We start from the raw sequence: 16,433 nt of genomic DNA, 5'->3' as shown, positions 1-16,433 counted from the left end.
ACGTAGCTCCGTCGTTCCTGGCACTGCCAGAAACGACGGCGCGAAAGGTAGCGGTGTTCCGCGCCAATCACCCCTTCTTCATCACCAGCGTCAGAATGTCATAACTGGCCACCAGTTCATCATTCTGATTGGTGACCTGCACATCCCACGCCACTACGCCCTGCCCCACGCCCTTGTCATCGGTGCGGTTGCGATCGACCTTGCGCTTGCACGTCAACCGCGCGCGGATCGTGTCGCCAATCGCCACCGGCGTGATAAACCGCAGATTATCCAGCCCGTAGTTGGCCAGCACCGGCCCCGGTGCCGGCGACACAAACAGCCCCGCCGCCGCCGACAGCACGAAGTAGCCGTGCGCGATGCGCTTGCCGAACTGCGAATCCCTGGCCGCGATCTCGTCGAAGTGCATGTAGAAATAGTCGCCCGAAATCCCGCCGAAGTTGACGATATCGGCCTCGCTCACCGTACGCCGGTGCGTGAGCAGCGAGTCGCCCATCTGCAGTTCCTCGAAATACTTGCGGAACGGGTGCAGGGCCTCCTCGCGCACGGCCGCGCCGCGCACGTACTCGCCCGTGATCGCCGCCAGCATGGTCGGCGAACCCTGTACCGCGGCGCGCTGCAGAAAGTGGCGCACCGCGCGGATGCCGCCCAGCTCCTCGCCACCGCCGGCGCGTCCCGGCCCGCCATGCTTCAACTGCGGCAAGGGCGAGCCGTGACCGGTCGAATCGACCGCCGCTTCGCGCTCCAGCACCAGTACGCGGCCGTGCGTGGCCGCCGCCACCGGTACCGCACGCGCCGCAATGGCCGTGTCCTTGGTCACCAAGGTGCTGACCAGGCTTCCCTTGCCGCGCGCGGCCAGCGCCAGCGCCTCGTCCAGACTTGAGTACGTCATCATCGTGCTGACCGGGCCGAAGGCTTCGATATCATGCACGGCATCGTTGTTCATGCCGTCGCGGCACAGCAGCAGCGTCGGCGAGAAGAAGGCGCCATTGGCCGCACCCTCGCCCACCGGATTGAACCCATCCTTGGCGCCGAACAAAATCTCATTGCCGCGCGCGAGCATCTCGACCCGCTCGCTGACGTCGCGGTGCTGGTCCATCGACGCCAGCGCGCCCATGCGCACCTCCTTCACCGACGGGTCGCCCACCACGATCTTGGCCAGGCGCTCGCGCAGGCGTTCGCCGACCGCTTCCACGTGCTGCCTGGGCACGATGATGCGGCGGATCGCGGTGCACTTCTGGCCGGCCTTGCCGGTCATTTCGCGCGCGACTTCCTTGACGAACAGGTCGAACTCCACATCGTCTGGCGTCACGTCCGGTCCCAGGATGGCGCAGTTGAGCGAGTCCGCTTCAGCGGTGAACGGCACCGAGTGGGCGATCAGGTTCTTGTTGACGCGCAGCTTGGCGGCGGTATCGGCCGAACCGGTGAAGGTGACGACATCGGCACCGGTCAGGCGGTCGAGCAGGTCGCCGGTGCTGCCGATGACCAGTTGCAGCGCGCCTTTCGGCAGCAGGCCGGAATCGTCCATCATGCGCACCACGGCTTCGGTCAGGTAGCTGGTGGCGGTGGCCGGCTTGCCGATGCACGGCATCGCCGCGAGAAAACTCGGTGCGAATTTTTCGAGCAAGCCCCAGATCGGGAAGTTAAAGGCGTTGATGTGCACCGCCAGCCCGCCGCGCGGCACCAGGATGTGGGTGCCGGCGAAGCCGCCGTTCTTGCCGAGGGCGAGCGCCGGACCTTCGTGCAGCACATTGCTCGACGGGAGTTCGCGGCTGCCCATGCTGGCGTAGGCGAACAGGGTGCCGATGCCGCCTTCGATGTCGACCCAGCTGTCCGGACGGGTGGCGCCGGTCAGGTGCGAGATCGCGTACAGCTCTTCCTTGCGCTCCATCAGGTACAGCGCCAGCGCCTTGAGGCAGGCGGCGCGCTTCTGGAAGTCGAGCGACATCAAGGCCGGCACGCCGGTGCTGCGCGCGTAGGTGACTGCCTCGTCGAAGTCGATTTTTTCGGCGTGGGTGTGGTAAATCAGGCTGTTATTGAGTGCGCTGTGCAGCGGCACCGATGCTTCGGCGCCAAGCCAGCGGCCGCCGATCAGGCTTTGCAGGGTAGATATGGTTTGCATTGTGTCTTCTCCAAATTCTCTGTTTTATTCTTTAGGGGCGTGCATGCCGGGACCCAGCTCGATACGCGCGCGGTCCGGCTCCGGTTCGGTCAATGCCTCGACCTCGCGCATCGTCTCCATGGAGCGGATCGCCAGGTCGTGGTACTGCCTGGTGCCGAAGCTTTTCCAGCTGATTTCCTTGTCCGTCAGTTCGCGCATGATACGCGCGGGCGTGCCCATGACCATGCTGCGCGGCGGGATCAGCATGCCGGCCTTCACAAAACTCATCGCGGCGACGATCGATTCCTCGCCCACCACGGCGCGGTCCATCACGACGGCATTCATGCCGACCATGGCATTGCGCTTGATGCGGCAGCCGTGCAGCACGGCGCCGTGGCCGATGTGGCCATCGGCTTCGACCACCGTGTCTTCGCCGGGAAAGCCGTGCATGACGCAGGTATCCTGCAAATTGGCGCCCTCTTCCAGGATCAGCCGGCCAAAGTCGCCGCGCATCGATGCCAGCGGGCCAATGTAGCAGCGTGGACCGACGATCACGTCGCCGATCAGCACCGCGCTCGGATGCACGTAGGCGCTCGGATGGACCACCGGCGTGACGCCGTTGATTGCGTAGACCTTGACCATGGCGCGCACCTTATACTTTTTCGATGACCAGGGCAATGCCCTGCCCGACGCCGATGCACATCGTGCACAGCGCATAGCGCCCGCCGGTGCGGTGCAACTGGTTGACGGCGGCCAGTACCAGGCGCGCGCCCGAGGCTCCCAGCGGGTGGCCGATGGCGATCGCGCCGCCGTTCGGGTTCACATGGGCGGCGGCGTCGGCCAGGCCCAGGTCGCGCGTGACCGCCAGTCCCTGCGCGGCGAAGGCTTCATTGAGCTCGATCACGTCCATCTGACCGATGGCCAGGCCCGTCATCGCCAGTACCTTTTTGGTCGCCGGCGACGGCCCGAAGCCCATGATGCGCGGCGCCAGGCCGGCCATGGCCATGCCGACGATGCGCGCGCGCGGCGTCAGGCCGAAGCGTTCGGCGGCGCTGCCGGAAGCAATCAGGATGGCGCAGGCGCCGTCGTTGATGCCGGAGGCGTTACCGGCGGTGACGCTGCCGTCGGGCGTGACCACGCCTTTGAGCTTGGCCAGCATCTCGATGCTGGTGTCGGGACGCGGATGTTCGTCGGTGTCGAACACGCGCGCGTCACCCTTTTTCTGGGGGATGGTGACGGCGACGATTTCTTCCTTGAACACGCCGGCGGCATGGGCGGCGGCCCAGCGCTGCTGGCTGCGCAGGGCAAATGCATCCTGGTCGGCACGGCTGATGTTGAATTCCTTCGCCACGTTTTCGGCCGTTTCCGGCATCGAATCGATACCGTATTGTGCTTTCATGAGCGGGTTGATGAAGCGCCAGCCCATGGTCGTGTCTTCGATCTTGGCCGCGCGCGAAAACGCGCTGTCGGCCTTGCCCATGACGAAAGGCGCGCGCGTCATGCTTTCGACGCCGCCGGCGATGATCAGATTCGCTTCGCCGGCCTTGATGGCGCGCGCGGCGATGCCGACGGCGTCCAGGCTGGAGCCGCACAGGCGGTTGATGGTGCTCGCCGGGACCTCGGGCGGCAGCCCAGCCAGCAGCGCAGCCATGCGGGCGACATTGCGGTTGTCTTCGCCGGCCTGGTTGGCGCAGCCGAAGTACAGGTCGTCCACGGCGGTCCAGTCCACGCCCGGATTGCGCGCGATCAGGGCGGCGATCGGCAGTGCCGCCAGGTCGTCGGCGCGCACGCCGGACAAGGAACCGCCGTAGCGGCCGAACGGGGTACGGATGGCGTCGCAGATAAAGGCGTCGGTCAGTTTGCTCACAGGTGCTCCTTGATTCAATTCGATGATTTCGGGCGCTGGTCGATCACGCGCCGGGCCTTGCCGGTCAGGGTGCGCTCGATGCCGTTGGCCGGCAGCAGCTTCACCCGCGTGGTCACGCCCACGAAAGTCTTGATGCGGTGTTCAAGCTCGCGCGCCAGGGCCGCCACGGCGTCCTGCGATTGCGCGGGGTTGTGTAAGCCGTCGCGCAGTTCCGCCACCACGTCGAGCTTGTCCAGATGGCCGTCGCGCGACACCACCAACTGGTAATGGGGCGCCAGCAGCGGCATCTTGAGGATCAGTTCTTCGATCTGGCTGGGGAATACGTTCACCCCGCGGATGATCAGCATATCGTCCGAGCGGCCGCTCATCTTGCCCATGCGGCGCATCGCGCGCGAGGTCGGCGGCAGCAGGCGCGTCAGGTCGCGCGTGCGGTAGCGGATGATCGGCAGCGCTTCCTTGGTCAGCGAGGTGAATACCAGTTCACCCTCGGCGCCGTCGGGCAGCACTTCGCCGCTGTCCGGATCGATCACCTCGGGGTAGAAATGGTCTTCCCAGATCACCGGACCGTCCTTGCTCTCGATGCACTCGCTGGCCACGCCCGGCCCCATCACTTCGGACAGGCCGTAGATGTCGACCGCGTCGATACCGGCGCGCCGTTCGATTTCGCCGCGCATGGCGTCGGTCCACGGCTCGGCACCGAAAATGCCGACCTTCAGCGACGACGCCGCCGGATCGAGCCCCTGGCGCGTGAATTCCTCGATGATGTTCAACATGTACGAGGGCGTGACCATGATGATCTCGGGCTTGAAGTCGCAGATCAGCTGCACCTGCTTTTCGGTCTGCCCGCCCGACATCGGGATCACGGTGCAGCCCAGCCGCTCGGCGCCGTAATGCGCGCCCAGCCCGCCGGTAAACAGGCCATAGCCGTACGAGACGTGCACCATGTCGCCCGCGCGCCCGCCGGCGGCGCGGATCGAACGCGCCACCACGTTGGCCCAGGTGTCGATGTCCTTTTGCGTGTAGCCCACCACGGTCGCCTTGCCGGTGGTGCCGGACGAGGCGTGGATGCGCACCACTTTCTCGCGCGGAACCGCGAACAGGCCGAAGGGATAATTGTCGCGCAGGGTTTTCTTGTCGGTGAAGGGGAATTTGGCCAGGTCCGCCAGGGTGCGCAAGTCGTCCGGATGCACGCCGGCGGCATCGAACGCGGCGCGGTAGTGCGGCACGTTGTCGTAGGCGTGCCTGAGCGACCATTTCATGCGTTCGAGCTGCAACGCCTGCAGTTCGTCGCGGCTGGCGCGTTCGATTGCTTCGAGGTCGCCGGGAGCGGGCGTGCGCTGGACCATGGTGTTCTCCTTATTGCGCCAGTTCGGCCACGTTGCCGGCCACGCGATGCGATTTGCCGCGCAACAGGGCAACCTTGCGGCCATCCTGGTTGGTGACGGTAACGTCGTAGACGCCGGTTTTCCCGGCCAATGCCTGTTCGGTCGCTTCCGCCGTCAGCAGGTCGCCTTCGCGGCCCGGAGCCAGGTAATCGATGGTGCAGCCCGCGCCCACGGTGTTCAGGTTGTGCGAGTTGCAGGCGAAGGCAAACGCGCTGTCGGCCAGCATGAAGATATAGCCGCCGTGGCAGGTCTGGTGGCCATTGAGCATGTCGACGCGTACCGGCATCGTCATGCGCGCGTAGCCGGGACGGATTTCGGCGAGCAGCATGCCGAGCGCCTGGCTGGCGGGATCGCGCTCGAACATGGTTTGGCCGGCCAGTTCGGCCAGCGCTTGAGGGTCAATTTGCATGGGTCAGAAGCCGCTTCCATTGGCGAGTTTGCGGCGCAGCAGCGGAGAGACGCGGTAGCGGTCTTCGCCATAGGCGGCGGCCAGGTTGGCCAGCACGCTTACGATGTGCGGTATGCCGACCGCATTCGCCCAGGCCAGCGGCCCACGCGGGTAGTTGACGCCCTTTTGCATCGCGATGTCGACCGCCGGGGCGGTGCACACGCCCTGGTTGACGGCGTCGGCCGCTTCGTTGGCCAGCATGGCGACGGTGCGCATGACTGCCATGCCAGGCACGTCGTCCAGGCGCGTGACCACGAAGCCGGCCGCCTGGAACAGGCCGACCGCCGCGTTGTAAGCGGCGTCGCTGCACTGGTCCGCGCGCGCCAGGGCGATGCGGGTCGCCTTGCCGTAATCGAGCGCGAGGTCGAACAGCACCGTGTCCGGATGGCGGTTGGCGCTGGCGCGTTCGGTGGCGCTGCGTCCGTCGGTCAGGAAGATGGCGGCGCCATTGCAGTGAAAGGCCGGCGCTTCGTTTTCGCCCGCATTCGGCAGCGGCTTGCGGTGGCCGACTGTGAAGCCGGCGCCGGCCAGGCGCTGTTCCAGCGGATGCGTCACGGTGTCGGGCACGTCGGCGTCGATGCTGATGCTGACCACTTCGGGACGCGCATGCGCCGCCTCCTGGCTGGCCGCCGCCTTGGCAGCGCCCTCGCCGTACTGGTAAAAGCCGCGCCCCGATTTGCGGCCGAAAAAGCCGGCGTTGACCATCTCCTGTTGCAGCACTGACGGCGTAAAGCGCGGGTCGCCGAAGTAGGCGTTGAACACCGACTGCGTGACCGAGAAATTGACGTCGTGGCCGATCAGGTCCATCAGTTCGAATGGGCCCATGCGGAAACCGCCGCAGTCGCGCATCACCGCATCCAGGGTGGCGGCATCGGCGGCCTGCTCCTGCAACAGGCGCAGGCCTTCGGCGTAGAACGGGCGCGCCACGCGGTTAACGATGAAGCCGGGCGTCGACTTGGCGTGCACCGGGTTCTTGCCCCAGGCGGTGGCGGTGGCGTACACCATCTCGGCGACGGCCGGATCGGTGGCCAGGCCGCTGATGACTTCGACCAGCGCCATCAGCGGCACCGGATTAAAGAAGTGCATGCCGACCAGGCGTTGCGGGCGGCGCAGCGGCGCGCCAATCGCCGTCACTGAAATCGAGGAGGTATTGGTCGCCAAAATGCAGTCGTCGCCGACCACGTTCTCCAGGTCGGCGAACAGCATGCGCTTGACGTCGAGGTTTTCGACGATGGCTTCGACCACGAGAGCGGCGTCGCCGACTTCCTTCAGGGTCGCCACGCTGTGCAGGCGCGCGCGCGCGGCGATGGCTGCCTCGCCGCTCATGCGGCCTTTTTCGACCAGCGTGGTGTAGACCTTGCCGATATCGGCAATCGCCTTGTCGACCGCGCCGGTACGCGTGTCGAACAGCTTGACCACGTAGCCGGCGGCGGCGGCCACCTGCGCGATGCCCGCGCCCATGGCGCCACTGCCGATGACGGCGACGATGCTGCCTTGTTCCAGTGCTGCCATGTTCATTCCCCCATGAAGTGCGGCGTGCGCTTCTCGATGAAGGCGGTCACGCCCTCGCGGTAATCGTGGCTGTATCCGAGTTCACGCATCATGTCGCCTTCCAGCTTGAGCTGCTCGGGCAGGGTGTTGGCGTAGCTGGCCTGGAGCGCGCGCTTGGTGAAGGCCAGGCCCTTGGTCGGGGCCACGGCGAAGTGTTCGGCCATGGCCATCGCATCGTCCATCAGGGCGGTGTCGGCAACGGCCTTCCAGATCAAGCCCCATTGCTCGGCCAGTTCGGCCGGGATTTTTTCACCCAGCATGGCCATGCCCATGGCGCGCGCGTGGCCGACCAGGCGCGGAAGATGCCAGGTGCCGCCGGTGTCGGGGATCAGGCCCAGTTTGCAGAACACTTCGACGAAGCAGGCCGATTTGGCGGCGATGACGATATCGCAGGCCAGCGCCAGGTTGGCGCCCGCGCCGGCGGCCACGCCGTTGACGGCACAGATGACGGGCATCGGCAGCGAGCGCAGGGTCATCACCAGCGGTGCGTAGTACGTTTCGACCGAGTGGCCCAGGTCCACGCCTTCGGCGCCCGGTTCGACCGCGCGGTCCGACAAATCCTGGCCGGCGCAGAAGCCGCGTCCGGCGCCGGTGAGCAGCAGCACGCGCACCGTGGGGTCGGCCTGCACCGCGGCCAGCGCCGAGCGCACCTCCAGGTGCATCGCCTGCGTGAAGCTATTGAGCTTGTCGGGGCGGTTCAGGGTCAGGGTGGCGATGCCGTGCCCGATCTGGAACTTGATGTTTTCGTAGTTCATGGCGCGTCCTGGGGTTGTGTGTTCGATTGTGGGTTGGATTATTCGTGCTGGTCGAAATCGACGACGACTTTGTCTGTCACCGGAAAGCTCTGGCAGCTCAACACGAAACCGCGCGCGATTTCGTAGTCTTCCAGCGCGTAGTTCGCGTCCATGTCGACCTTGCCGTCGAGCAGCTTGCAGCGGCAGGTCGAGCACACGCCGCCCTTGCACGAGTAGCGCATGTCGATGCCGGCGCGCAGGCCGGCGTCGAGGATCGATTCCTTGTCCTTGTCCATCGTGAAGCTGGTGTGGTTGCCGTCCAAAATGACGGTGACCTCGGTCTCGTGGCGCACCAGCGCGTCGAACTGGCGCGGCTTGTGCTGGTGCTTGGGAATGCTGGCGGCGAACAGCTCGACCTTGATATTCTGCTTCGGCATGCCGGCTTCCTGGAGCGCCGCCGAGACGCCGTGCATCATGTCTTCCGGGCCGCAGATGAAGGCGATGTCGATATCGTCGATGCGAATCCAGTGCTTGATGAACTGCTCGACCTTTTCCTTGGTGATGCGGCCGTTGAACAGGTCAATGTCCTGCTGCTCGCGGCTCATCACATAGGCCAGGTTGAGGCGCTCCATGAAGCTGTCTTTGAGGTCGGTCAGTTCTTCCTTGAAGATCACCGACGACGAGGCGCGGTTCCCGTAGAACAGCGTGAAGCGGCTTTTTGGCTCGGTAAGCAAGGTGGTCTTGATGATCGACAGGATCGGCGTGATGCCGCTGCCGGCCGCAAAGGCGACATAGTGGCGCACGTTATCGGCCGCCAGCGGCACGTTGAAGTGCCCCATCGGCGGCATCACGTCAAGCACCGCGCCGGGCTGGAGATGCTCGTTGGCCCAGCTCGAAAACAGCCCGCCCGGGGTGCGCTTGATGGCCACGCGCAGCGTGCCGTCCTGCACCGCCGAACAGATGGAGTAGGAGCGGCGCACGTCTTCGTCGCCGATCTGCGCGCGCAGGGTCAGGTGCTGGCCCTGCTGGTAGGCGAAGCTGGCGGCCAGGTCGTCCGGCACGGCGAAGGTGACGGCGATGGTGTCGCGCGTTTCGTTGCGCACCTTGGCGACGGTCAGTGGATAAAATTTGCTCATAGCTGGCCTTAGTGATAACTCAGTGGCACTTGAAATAATCGAACGGTTCGCGGCAGTCCAGGCACTTGTAAAGCGCCTTGCACGGCGTCGAGCCGAATTGGCTGGTCAGTTCCGTATGGTCCGAACCGCAATTGGGACAGATGACGACCAGCTTCGGCGCCGCCACGCGCTTGACGCCCGAATGCAGGCCGCTGATGTCGATCGCCTGCTGCGCCGGTGGGGCAATGCCGTAGCCTTTGAGCGCGGCCTTGCCGGCGTCGCTCATCCAGTCGGTGGTCCACGCCGGCGAGAGCTGGTTCACCAGCCGCACCTCGGGCACGCCGTGGCTGTGCAGCGCGTCGCGCACCGAGTCGGCGATTACGGTCATGGCCGGGCAGCCCGAGTAGGTCGGCGTGATGGTCACCACGCAGGTGGCCTCGTCCCACGCCACCGCGCGCACGATGCCCAGGTCGACCACCGAGATCACCGGGATCTCGGGGTCGCTGACCTCGCCCAGCCAGGCCCAGACCTGTTCCGTGCTGGCCGGCTGCGTGCTCATTACCACTCGGCCCCGGGGTACGACCGTTGCAGGAACTGCATTTCGGCCAGGATGTAGCCCAGGTGCTCGCTGTGGCGGCCGGTTTTGCCGCCGCGCTGCATCCACGCCGCCGGATCGGGCATCGTCAACGTCGCTTCGGCGAAGATGTCGGACACATGCTCGATGAAGGCCGCGCGCAAGCCCTCGGCGGCGGGCGCGACGCCCTGCTCCACCATGGCGATGTCGATGGCGTCGTAGAGGAACATCTCGCCGCTGTACATCCACAGTTCGTTGACGGCAGCCTGGGTCTTGGCGTGGCTTTCTGGCGTGCCGTCGCCCAGGCGCACGATCAGGTCACCGCTGCGGCGCAGGTGGTAGGTGATTTCCTTGATCGATTTTTCGGCAATCTCCGCGATGCGCGCGTCAAGCGATTTGGCCAGCCCCTGCATCAGGAAGTAGTGCCAGGTATCGAAGAAGAACTGGCGCACCATGGTGTCGGCGTAATTGCCGTTGGGCTGTTCGACCATCAGGCAGCAGCGCATTTCATGGGCGTCGCGCAGGAAGGCCAGCTGGTCTTCGGTGCGGCCGCGCCCTTCGAGTTCGCCGGCGTAGGTCAGCCACATGCGGGTCTGGCCGAGCAGGTCGAGGGCGACGTTGGTCAGCGCCATGTCTTCTTCGAGCGCCGGCCCCTTGCCGCACAATTTGGACAGCTGCTGCGACAGGATCAGGGCGTTGTCACCCTGGCGCAGCAGGTATTCGATTTTCTGGTCCACAGGCACGCTCACAGGTTCTTGACTTCTTCCGGCATCGGGAAGAAGGTCGGGTGGCGATAGACTTTGCTGTTGGACGGCTCGAACAGGGCCGACTTGTCGCCCGGGCTGCTGGCGACGATGTCGGCGGCGCGCACGACCCAGATCGACACGCCTTCGTTGCGGCGCGTGTAGACGTCGCGCGCGTTATTGACCGCCATTTCGGCGTCGGACGCGTGCAGGCTGCCCACGTGCTTGTGCGCCAGGCCGTGCTGGCTGCGGATGAAGACTTCCCACAGGGGCCATTCTTTACTCATGTTTATTCTCCGGTGTGGTGGGGCTAGGCGGCAGCGCGCGCCGATTTCTTGTCGGCATAGGCGACCAGCGCATCGCGGAACCAGGCGCCGTCGTCGTACGCCTTCACGCGCGTGCGCAGGCGCTCGCGGTTGCACGGGCCATTCCCCTTCAAGACATTCTGGAACTCGCTCCAGTCGATCTCGCCGAATTCGTAGTGGCCCGTCTCGGCATTGAACTTGAGGTCGGGATCGGGCACGCTCAGGCCAAGGTACTCGGCCTGGGGCACGGTCTGGTCGACCATGCGCTGGCGCAGTTCGTCGTTCGAGAACAGCTTGATGCGCCACTGCGCCGACTGCGCGCTGTTGACCGATTCGGCATCCGACGGGCCGAACATCATCAGGGACGGCCACCACCAGCGGTTCAGCGCATCCTGCGCCATCGCCTTTTGTTCGGGCGTGCCCTGCGCGAGGCTCATCATGATGTCGTAGCCCTGGCGCGCGTGGAACGATTCTTCCTTGCAGACGCGGATCATGGCGCGCGCGTACGGACCGTACGAGCAGCGGCACAGCGGGATCTGGTTGATGATGGCCGAGCCATCGACCAGCCAGCCGATCGCGCCCATGTCGGCCCACGACAGGGTCGGGTAATTGAAGATGCTCGAATACTTGGCCTTGCCCGAATGGAGGGCGGCCAGCAGTTCGTCGCGCGAAACGCCCAGGGTTTCGGCCGCACTATACAAGTACAGCCCGTGCCCCGCCTCGTCCTGGATCTTGGCCAGCAGGATCGACTTGCGCTTGAGCGTGGGGGCGCGCGTGACCCAGTTGCCCTCGGGCAGCTGGCCGACGATTTCGGAGTGCGCGTGCTGGGAAATCTGGCGGATCAGGGTCTTGCGGTAAGCCTCGGGCATCCAGTCCTTGGCTTCGATCTTGACCCCGGCATCGATGCGCGCCTGGAACTCGCGCTCCTGCTCATCCATGTCTTCGGCGCTCTGGACTTTCTTGAGGCCGGTTTCTACGAGTTGTGCATACATGGTGCTGCTCCCATTGCAAAGGCGATCGGCCGATAATACGATACGTAAAATAAGATGTACACAGTTTAATTGAGTCGCATTGTATATTCGTATCTCATCGGAATAGAATCGATAGCAAAAAAACCATGCTGCGCCCAACACGCGCTAAAGTAAACGGCTGCTTTGCTTGACAATCACCCCAGCGCGCCAGACCATGCACCCATGAAACAATTTACCAGCACAGCATGGATTGCCGACTTTCTCGCCAGCGATCCGCCCCGTTCCAAGTCCCTTGTGATGACCATCTTCGGCGACGCCATCGCCCCGCACGGCGGCACCATCTGGCTCGGCAGCCTGATTGAATTGCTGGCGCCGTTTGGCGTCAACGACCGCCTGCTGCGCACCAGCGTATTCCGGCTGGCGCAGGAAGGCTGGCTGGTGGCCAACCGCGACGGGCGCCGCAGTTCCTACGCCATCCTGCCGCAAGCCCTGCCCCGCTTCGAGCGTGCCAACCGGCGTATTTACGCACCGCTGGCCGCGCATTGGGACGGCAACTGGACCCTGGTGCTCTCCGGCGCCGGCAGCATCGACGCGCCCGAGCGCGCACTGCTGCGCAAGGAGATGCTGTGGGAGGGCTACGCCATGATCGCACCCGGCATGTTCGGCCACCCGGCCAGCAACGCCGGCGTTCTCGAAGAACTGCTCGCGCGCGTGGGCGTGAAGGACAAGCTGTTTGTGTGCCGGGCCAGCGCGCTGCCGGGCGTATCAGGCAGGCCGCTGCAGGACCTGGTGCAGGATGGCTGGGACTTGTCCGGCGTGGTCCAGGGCTACCGCCATTTCATCGAACGCTTCGCGCCCTTGCTGGACCTGTTGAAAAACGACGAGGCGCTCGCGCCCGAGCAGGCGTTTGTGATCCGCACGCTGCTGGTCCATGCCTACCGGCGCGTGCAGCTGCACGACCCGATGCTGCCGATCGAACTGCTGCCCGATCCGTGGCCAGGCAGCAGTGCCTACGAACTGGCGCGCGCCGTGTATGCGCGTACCTACGCGGGCGCGGAAGCGCACATCATGGCCACCCTGCGGCGCGAGGACGATGGCGCACCGCAGGCCGACGCCGGCTTCTTTCAGCGCTTCGGCGGGCTGGCTGATGGCTACGCGCCAGGCGACGCGCCAGGCGACGCGCCAGGCGACGCGCCAGGCGAGGCGCCAGGCGAGGCGCAAAATGCGTGGCCGGGGCCGCGATAGCGACGCTACAATTACACGCAACTTTTGCGCGTACAAGAGGCTACAATTGGGCCCACGTCCCTCAGCCACATTACAAAAAACTCGGAGACTGTCATGCAACGTCGTTCCTTCCTCACCAAAAGCGCAGTGGGCGCCAGCGCCGGCGTCATTGCCGCGCCGGCGCTGGCGCAAATCAATCCTGAAGTCAAATGGCGCATGGCGTCGAGCTTTCCCAAGTCGCTCGATACCATCTTCGGTTCTGCCGAGGCGTTCACCAAGCGCGTGGCGGAACTGACCGGCGGGCGCTTCCAGATCCGCCAGTTCGCCGCCGGCGACATCGTGCCGGGCTTGCAGGTGATGGACGCGGTGCAGGCGGGCACGGTCGAAATGGGCCACACGCCGTCGTACTACTACTTCGGCAAGGATGCCACCTTCGCGTTCGACTGCGCGATGCCGTTCGGCCTTACCTCGCGCCAGCAGACCGCCTGGTTCGACCAGGGCGGCGGGCGTGAACTGATGCGCGACTTCTTCAAGGGCTACGGCATCGTCAATTTCATGGCCGGCAATACCGGCACCCAGATGGGTGGCTGGTACCGCAAGGAGATCAAGAGCCTGGAAGACGTCAAGGGCATGAAGATCCGCATCGCCGGTTTCGCCGGCCGCGTGATGGAGCGCATGGGCGCGGTGCCGCAGCAGATTCCGGCCGGCGACGTGTACGCGGCGCTGGAAAAAGGCACGATCGACGCGGCCGAGTGGGTCGGTCCGTACGACGATGAAAAGCTCGGCCTGGCCAAGGTGGCGCCGCACTACTACGCGCCGGGCTGGTGGGAAGCCGGGCCGCAGCTGTCGTTCTACATCAACATCAAGGAATGGGAAAAGCTGCCGGCGCAGTACAAGGCGGCGGTGGAAGTGGCCAGTTACGAATGCCACGTGACGATGCAGGCCGGGTACGACACCAAGAACCCGGCCGCGCTGGCGCGCCTGATCAAGAACGGGGCCAAGCTGCACACCTTCTCCAAGGCGATCATGGACGAGGCCTACAAGATCTCGACCCAGGTCATGGAAGAGGAAGCGTCGAAGAACGCCAAATTCAAAAAGGTGTACGATCCTTGGAAGCGGTTCCGCCAGGACCAGAACATGTGGGCCTCGGTGTCCGAGCAAGTGATGCAGAACTATATGATTTCGATAGGAAGAAAGTAGCTTAGGGCTCATTTGCGCCAGGTCAAACGAATCGGCCGGCGCATTTGATACCTTCGATGCGGTGACCCTGCCTGGGTGCGTCGCTTACCGGGGACTGATTATGGATGGCATCTATTTTTCCTGCGCCGACGTGACGAGCCTGAGCCCGCACGGCTTCTGGCTGCAGTGTGGCGAGGAAGAGTTGTACTTGCCGTTCGTGGAGTTTCCGGTTTTCGAGCACGCGACCATTGCGCAGATTTGCCGGGTCAAGTGCGTGAGCACCGGACGGGTGTATTGGCCGGAGCTCGATGTGGATTTGACCCTGGAGGCGATCCGCAATCCGATGGCGTATCCGCGCGATAGCATCAATTACGATTGCTGAGTTGGGCCTTGCACCGTCATTCCCGCCATTGGCAGGAACGGCGGTGCAAGGGGCGCGGATGACGGTGGTCTGCGCGATCTGCCGGGATACTACAAAAGCCGCGTCTCTGCCGGCACATTCCACCAGTTGTTGTGCAAGCCATCCGCATACTTCAGCGGCGCCGCGATCAGCTCTTCCGGCGTCACGTCGTCGAGCGCGGCCACATTGACTGACACGAACGCCCCGCCGATCTCTTCCACATACCCGCGTACGAACGAGCGCACGCCGCATTGCCGGCAGAACGGATGATGCACGCTCCTGGTCGCGAACTGGTAATCGCTCAGCTGCTCCTCTCCCGCCAGCAAGCGGAACGCCTCAGGCTTGATCGCCACGTTCCACGCCCGCGTCTTGCTGCAGATGGTGCAGTTGCATTTGCCGGTACCCTGGCTCAGGTCGATATCGGCTTGGTAGCGTACCGCGCCGCAATGGCAGCTGCCGTGATAGGTCTTTTTCATCGCTGTTCTCCTTCGGTGTGTTCAAAACATCAGCATAGAACCCAAACAGGGCGATTTTCGCCCTGTTAACCGTGTTGAATCCGAAGGCGTATCATGACGCCTCGCGCGCAAAGCTGTCGCGCTTCTCATTCACCAGCCAGGGACACACCATGTCTATCAAAATCAGCAGCCGGTTCGACGCCGGCGCCATCGATATCGTGAGCGCCACCAGCGCCTCCTCGATCGACCTGAACATCCGCAAGGATTCCAGCGCCGACATCACCCAGTGGTTCTACTTCCGCCTGCAAGGCGCGCAGGGCCAGGCGTGCACGATCCGCTTCCTCAACGCCGGCAAGAGCGCCTATCCGGCCGGCTGGGAAGGCTACCAGGCCATGGCCAGCTACGACCGCGTGGAGTGGTTCCGCGTACCCACCAGCTTCGATGGCGAGGTGATGGCGATTACCCACACGCCCGAGATGGACAGCGTCTACTACGCCTACTTCGAGCCCTACTCGTGGGAACGCCACCTGGAACTGCTCGACCGCGCCCAGCTCTCCAAACAGGTGCGCATGCTCGACCTGGGCAGCAGCGTCGAAGGGCGCGACATGAACGTCCTGGTGATCGGCGACCCGGCAGCGAAGAAAAAAGTCTGGGTCATCGCGCGCCAGCATCCGGGCGAAACCATGGCCGAGTGGTTCGTCGAGGGCATGCTGGACGCCCTGCTCGACCCGGCCGACGCCTTCGGCCGCCAGTTGCTCAAGGAAGCCGTGTTCTACGTGGTGCCGAACATGAACCCGGACGGCTCGGTGCGCGGCAACCTGCGCACCAACGCGGCCGGCGCCAACCTCAACCGCGAGTGGAATACGCCGACCATGGAACGCAGCCCGGAAGTGTTCGTGGTCAAGAACAAGATGAAGGAAACCGGCTGCGACCTGTTCCTCGACGTGCATGGCGATGAAGGCTTGCCTTACGTGTTCGTGGCTGGAAGCAACTCGCTGCCAACCTTCACGCCAGAGCAGGCCGCGCAGGAAAAACGCTTCGCCGACGACTTCAAGATCGCCAGCCCCGACTTCCAGGACGTGCACGGTTACGGCGACTCGCCCTACACCGACGAAACCATCACCATGGGCTCGCCGCATATCACGCACGCCTTCGGCTGCCTGTCGCTGACGCTGGAGCTGCCGTTCAAGGACAACGCCAACGATCCCGATCCGATTTGCGGCTGGGACGGCGCGCGCAGCGCACGCCTGGGCGCCGCCGTGCTGCAACCGATCCTGCAAGCGCTGCGCCATCCGGCTTGATGCGATACTGCTTTTCGCCATTGCTTCATTTTTTTGATTCACATCAACGATTTAGTTGAAGCCAATCAATAAACTTCTTCCAT

General features: G+C 64.5%; 17 protein-coding genes. 4 read left to right on the top strand and 13 right to left on the bottom strand.

Annotation, left to right across the window (positions count from 1 at the left end):
• Nucleotides 1-67: 67 nt before the first annotated feature.
• The 12 genes from paaZ to paaA are packed head-to-tail and all read right to left on the bottom strand — an operon-like array spanning nt 68 to nt 11,812.
• Nucleotides 68-2,119: a phenylacetic acid degradation bifunctional protein PaaZ gene (paaZ, locus tag PO883_RS05525; RefSeq protein ID WP_289308840.1), complete on the bottom strand. Its 2,052-nt coding sequence runs from the start codon at nt 2,117-2,119 to the stop codon at nt 68-70.
• Between the two features lie 24 nt (nt 2,120-2,143).
• Entirely contained in the window at nt 2,144-2,740 is a 597-nt protein-coding gene (gene paaY / locus PO883_RS05520) for a phenylacetic acid degradation protein PaaY (protein WP_289308839.1), read from the bottom strand.
• Nucleotides 2,741-2,750: 10 nt separating this feature from the next.
• Nucleotides 2,751-3,956 carry a 3-oxoadipyl-CoA thiolase gene (gene pcaF / locus PO883_RS05515; RefSeq protein WP_289308909.1) on the bottom strand — a complete coding sequence of 402 codons (1,206 nt, stop codon included), beginning with the start codon at nt 3,954-3,956 and terminating at the stop codon, nt 2,751-2,753.
• A gap of 23 nt (nt 3,957-3,979) precedes the next feature.
• Nucleotides 3,980-5,311 carry a phenylacetate--CoA ligase PaaK gene (gene paaK, locus PO883_RS05510; RefSeq protein WP_289308838.1) on the bottom strand — a complete coding sequence of 444 codons (1,332 nt, stop codon included), beginning with the start codon at nt 5,309-5,311 and terminating at the stop codon, nt 3,980-3,982.
• A gap of 10 nt (nt 5,312-5,321) precedes the next feature.
• Nucleotides 5,322-5,759 (bottom strand): hydroxyphenylacetyl-CoA thioesterase PaaI, encoded by a 438-nt coding sequence (gene paaI, locus PO883_RS05505; protein ID WP_289308837.1) that lies wholly within the window; start codon nt 5,757-5,759, stop codon nt 5,322-5,324.
• Between the two features lie 3 nt (nt 5,760-5,762).
• Complete coding sequence (gene paaH / locus PO883_RS05500) at nt 5,763-7,310, bottom strand: 3-hydroxyacyl-CoA dehydrogenase PaaH (protein WP_289308836.1); 1,548 nt, start codon at nt 7,308-7,310, stop codon at nt 5,763-5,765.
• A gap of 2 nt (nt 7,311-7,312) precedes the next feature.
• Entirely contained in the window at nt 7,313-8,104 is a 792-nt protein-coding gene (paaG, locus tag PO883_RS05495) for a 2-(1,2-epoxy-1,2-dihydrophenyl)acetyl-CoA isomerase PaaG (protein ID WP_289308835.1), read from the bottom strand.
• 38 nt (nt 8,105-8,142) lie between these two features.
• Nucleotides 8,143-9,219, bottom strand: a complete 1,077-nt coding sequence (paaE, locus tag PO883_RS05490) for a 1,2-phenylacetyl-CoA epoxidase subunit PaaE (protein WP_289308834.1) — start codon at nt 9,217-9,219, stop codon at nt 8,143-8,145.
• A 19-nt stretch (nt 9,220-9,238) separates the two neighbouring features.
• Nucleotides 9,239-9,757: a 1,2-phenylacetyl-CoA epoxidase subunit PaaD gene (gene paaD, locus PO883_RS05485; RefSeq protein ID WP_289308833.1), complete on the bottom strand. Its 519-nt coding sequence runs from the start codon at nt 9,755-9,757 to the stop codon at nt 9,239-9,241.
• A complete protein-coding gene (gene paaC, locus PO883_RS05480; RefSeq protein ID WP_373890037.1) occupies nt 9,757-10,515 on the bottom strand; it encodes a 1,2-phenylacetyl-CoA epoxidase subunit PaaC in 759 nt (252 codons plus the stop codon). The genes paaD and paaC overlap by 1 nt, the downstream gene beginning before the upstream one ends.
• A gap of 2 nt (nt 10,516-10,517) precedes the next feature.
• Entirely contained in the window at nt 10,518-10,802 is a 285-nt protein-coding gene (paaB, locus tag PO883_RS05475) for a 1,2-phenylacetyl-CoA epoxidase subunit PaaB (protein ID WP_054268390.1), read from the bottom strand.
• A 23-nt stretch (nt 10,803-10,825) separates the two neighbouring features.
• Complete coding sequence (paaA, locus tag PO883_RS05470) at nt 10,826-11,812, bottom strand: 1,2-phenylacetyl-CoA epoxidase subunit PaaA (RefSeq protein WP_289308832.1); 987 nt, start codon at nt 11,810-11,812, stop codon at nt 10,826-10,828.
• A gap of 201 nt (nt 11,813-12,013) precedes the next feature.
• Here paaA and paaX point away from each other — a divergent pair, with 201 nt between their 5' ends.
• From paaX to PO883_RS05455, 3 genes are all read left to right on the top strand, one after another.
• A complete protein-coding gene (paaX, locus tag PO883_RS05465) occupies nt 12,014-13,036 on the top strand; it encodes a phenylacetic acid degradation operon negative regulatory protein PaaX (RefSeq protein WP_289308831.1) in 1,023 nt (340 codons plus the stop codon).
• Between the two features lie 93 nt (nt 13,037-13,129).
• Complete coding sequence (locus tag PO883_RS05460; protein ID WP_289308830.1) at nt 13,130-14,215, top strand: TRAP transporter substrate-binding protein; 1,086 nt, start codon at nt 13,130-13,132, stop codon at nt 14,213-14,215.
• Nucleotides 14,216-14,315: 100 nt separating this feature from the next.
• Complete coding sequence (locus PO883_RS05455; RefSeq protein WP_167087507.1) at nt 14,316-14,576, top strand: DUF2442 domain-containing protein; 261 nt, start codon at nt 14,316-14,318, stop codon at nt 14,574-14,576.
• 89 nt (nt 14,577-14,665) lie between these two features.
• Here PO883_RS05455 and PO883_RS05450 read toward each other — a convergent pair whose 3' ends face one another.
• Nucleotides 14,666-15,070, bottom strand: coding sequence for a GFA family protein (locus PO883_RS05450; RefSeq protein ID WP_167087509.1), 405 nt, complete (start codon nt 15,068-15,070; stop codon nt 14,666-14,668).
• Between the two features lie 149 nt (nt 15,071-15,219).
• Here PO883_RS05450 and PO883_RS05445 point away from each other — a divergent pair, with 149 nt between their 5' ends.
• Nucleotides 15,220-16,350 (top strand): M14-type cytosolic carboxypeptidase, encoded by a 1,131-nt coding sequence (locus tag PO883_RS05445; protein ID WP_289308829.1) that lies wholly within the window; start codon nt 15,220-15,222, stop codon nt 16,348-16,350.
• The last annotated feature ends 83 nt before the right edge of the window (nt 16,351-16,433 follow it).

The organism is Massilia sp. DJPM01 (assembly GCF_030348125.1).
Classification (GTDB): Bacteria; Pseudomonadota; Gammaproteobacteria; order Burkholderiales; family Burkholderiaceae_D; genus Telluria_A; species Telluria_A frigida.
Note: the sequence above shows the minus strand (reverse complement) of the source record. Positions and strands in the feature narration are given on the sequence as shown.

What these genes read in the sequence shown, in the direction of transcription:
- PO883_RS05455 (WP_167087507.1), top strand. Translation starts at nt 14,316, where the DNA reads ATGGATGGCATCTATTTTTCCTGCGCCGACGTGACGAGCCTGAGCCCG.
- paaZ (WP_289308840.1), bottom strand. Translation starts at nt 2,119, where the DNA reads ATGCAAACCATATCTACCCTGCAAAGCCTGATCGGCGGCCGCTGGCTT.
- paaA (WP_289308832.1), bottom strand. Translation starts at nt 11,812, where the DNA reads ATGTATGCACAACTCGTAGAAACCGGCCTCAAGAAAGTCCAGAGCGCC.
- paaK (WP_289308838.1), bottom strand. Translation starts at nt 5,311, where the DNA reads ATGGTCCAGCGCACGCCCGCTCCCGGCGACCTCGAAGCAATCGAACGC.
- PO883_RS05450 (WP_167087509.1), bottom strand. Translation starts at nt 15,070, where the DNA reads ATGAAAAAGACCTATCACGGCAGCTGCCATTGCGGCGCGGTACGCTAC.
- paaH (WP_289308836.1), bottom strand. Translation starts at nt 7,310, where the DNA reads ATGGCAGCACTGGAACAAGGCAGCATCGTCGCCGTCATCGGCAGTGGC.
- paaB (WP_054268390.1), bottom strand. Translation starts at nt 10,802, where the DNA reads ATGAGTAAAGAATGGCCCCTGTGGGAAGTCTTCATCCGCAGCCAGCAC.
- paaG (WP_289308835.1), bottom strand. Translation starts at nt 8,104, where the DNA reads ATGAACTACGAAAACATCAAGTTCCAGATCGGGCACGGCATCGCCACC.
- PO883_RS05460 (WP_289308830.1), top strand. Translation starts at nt 13,130, where the DNA reads ATGCAACGTCGTTCCTTCCTCACCAAAAGCGCAGTGGGCGCCAGCGCC.
- paaD (WP_289308833.1), bottom strand. Translation starts at nt 9,757, where the DNA reads ATGAGCACGCAGCCGGCCAGCACGGAACAGGTCTGGGCCTGGCTGGGC.
- paaX (WP_289308831.1), top strand. Translation starts at nt 12,014, where the DNA reads ATGAAACAATTTACCAGCACAGCATGGATTGCCGACTTTCTCGCCAGC.
- PO883_RS05445 (WP_289308829.1), top strand. Translation starts at nt 15,220, where the DNA reads ATGTCTATCAAAATCAGCAGCCGGTTCGACGCCGGCGCCATCGATATC.
- paaI (WP_289308837.1), bottom strand. Translation starts at nt 5,759, where the DNA reads ATGCAAATTGACCCTCAAGCGCTGGCCGAACTGGCCGGCCAAACCATG.
- paaY (WP_289308839.1), bottom strand. Translation starts at nt 2,740, where the DNA reads ATGGTCAAGGTCTACGCAATCAACGGCGTCACGCCGGTGGTCCATCCG.
- paaE (WP_289308834.1), bottom strand. Translation starts at nt 9,219, where the DNA reads ATGAGCAAATTTTATCCACTGACCGTCGCCAAGGTGCGCAACGAAACG.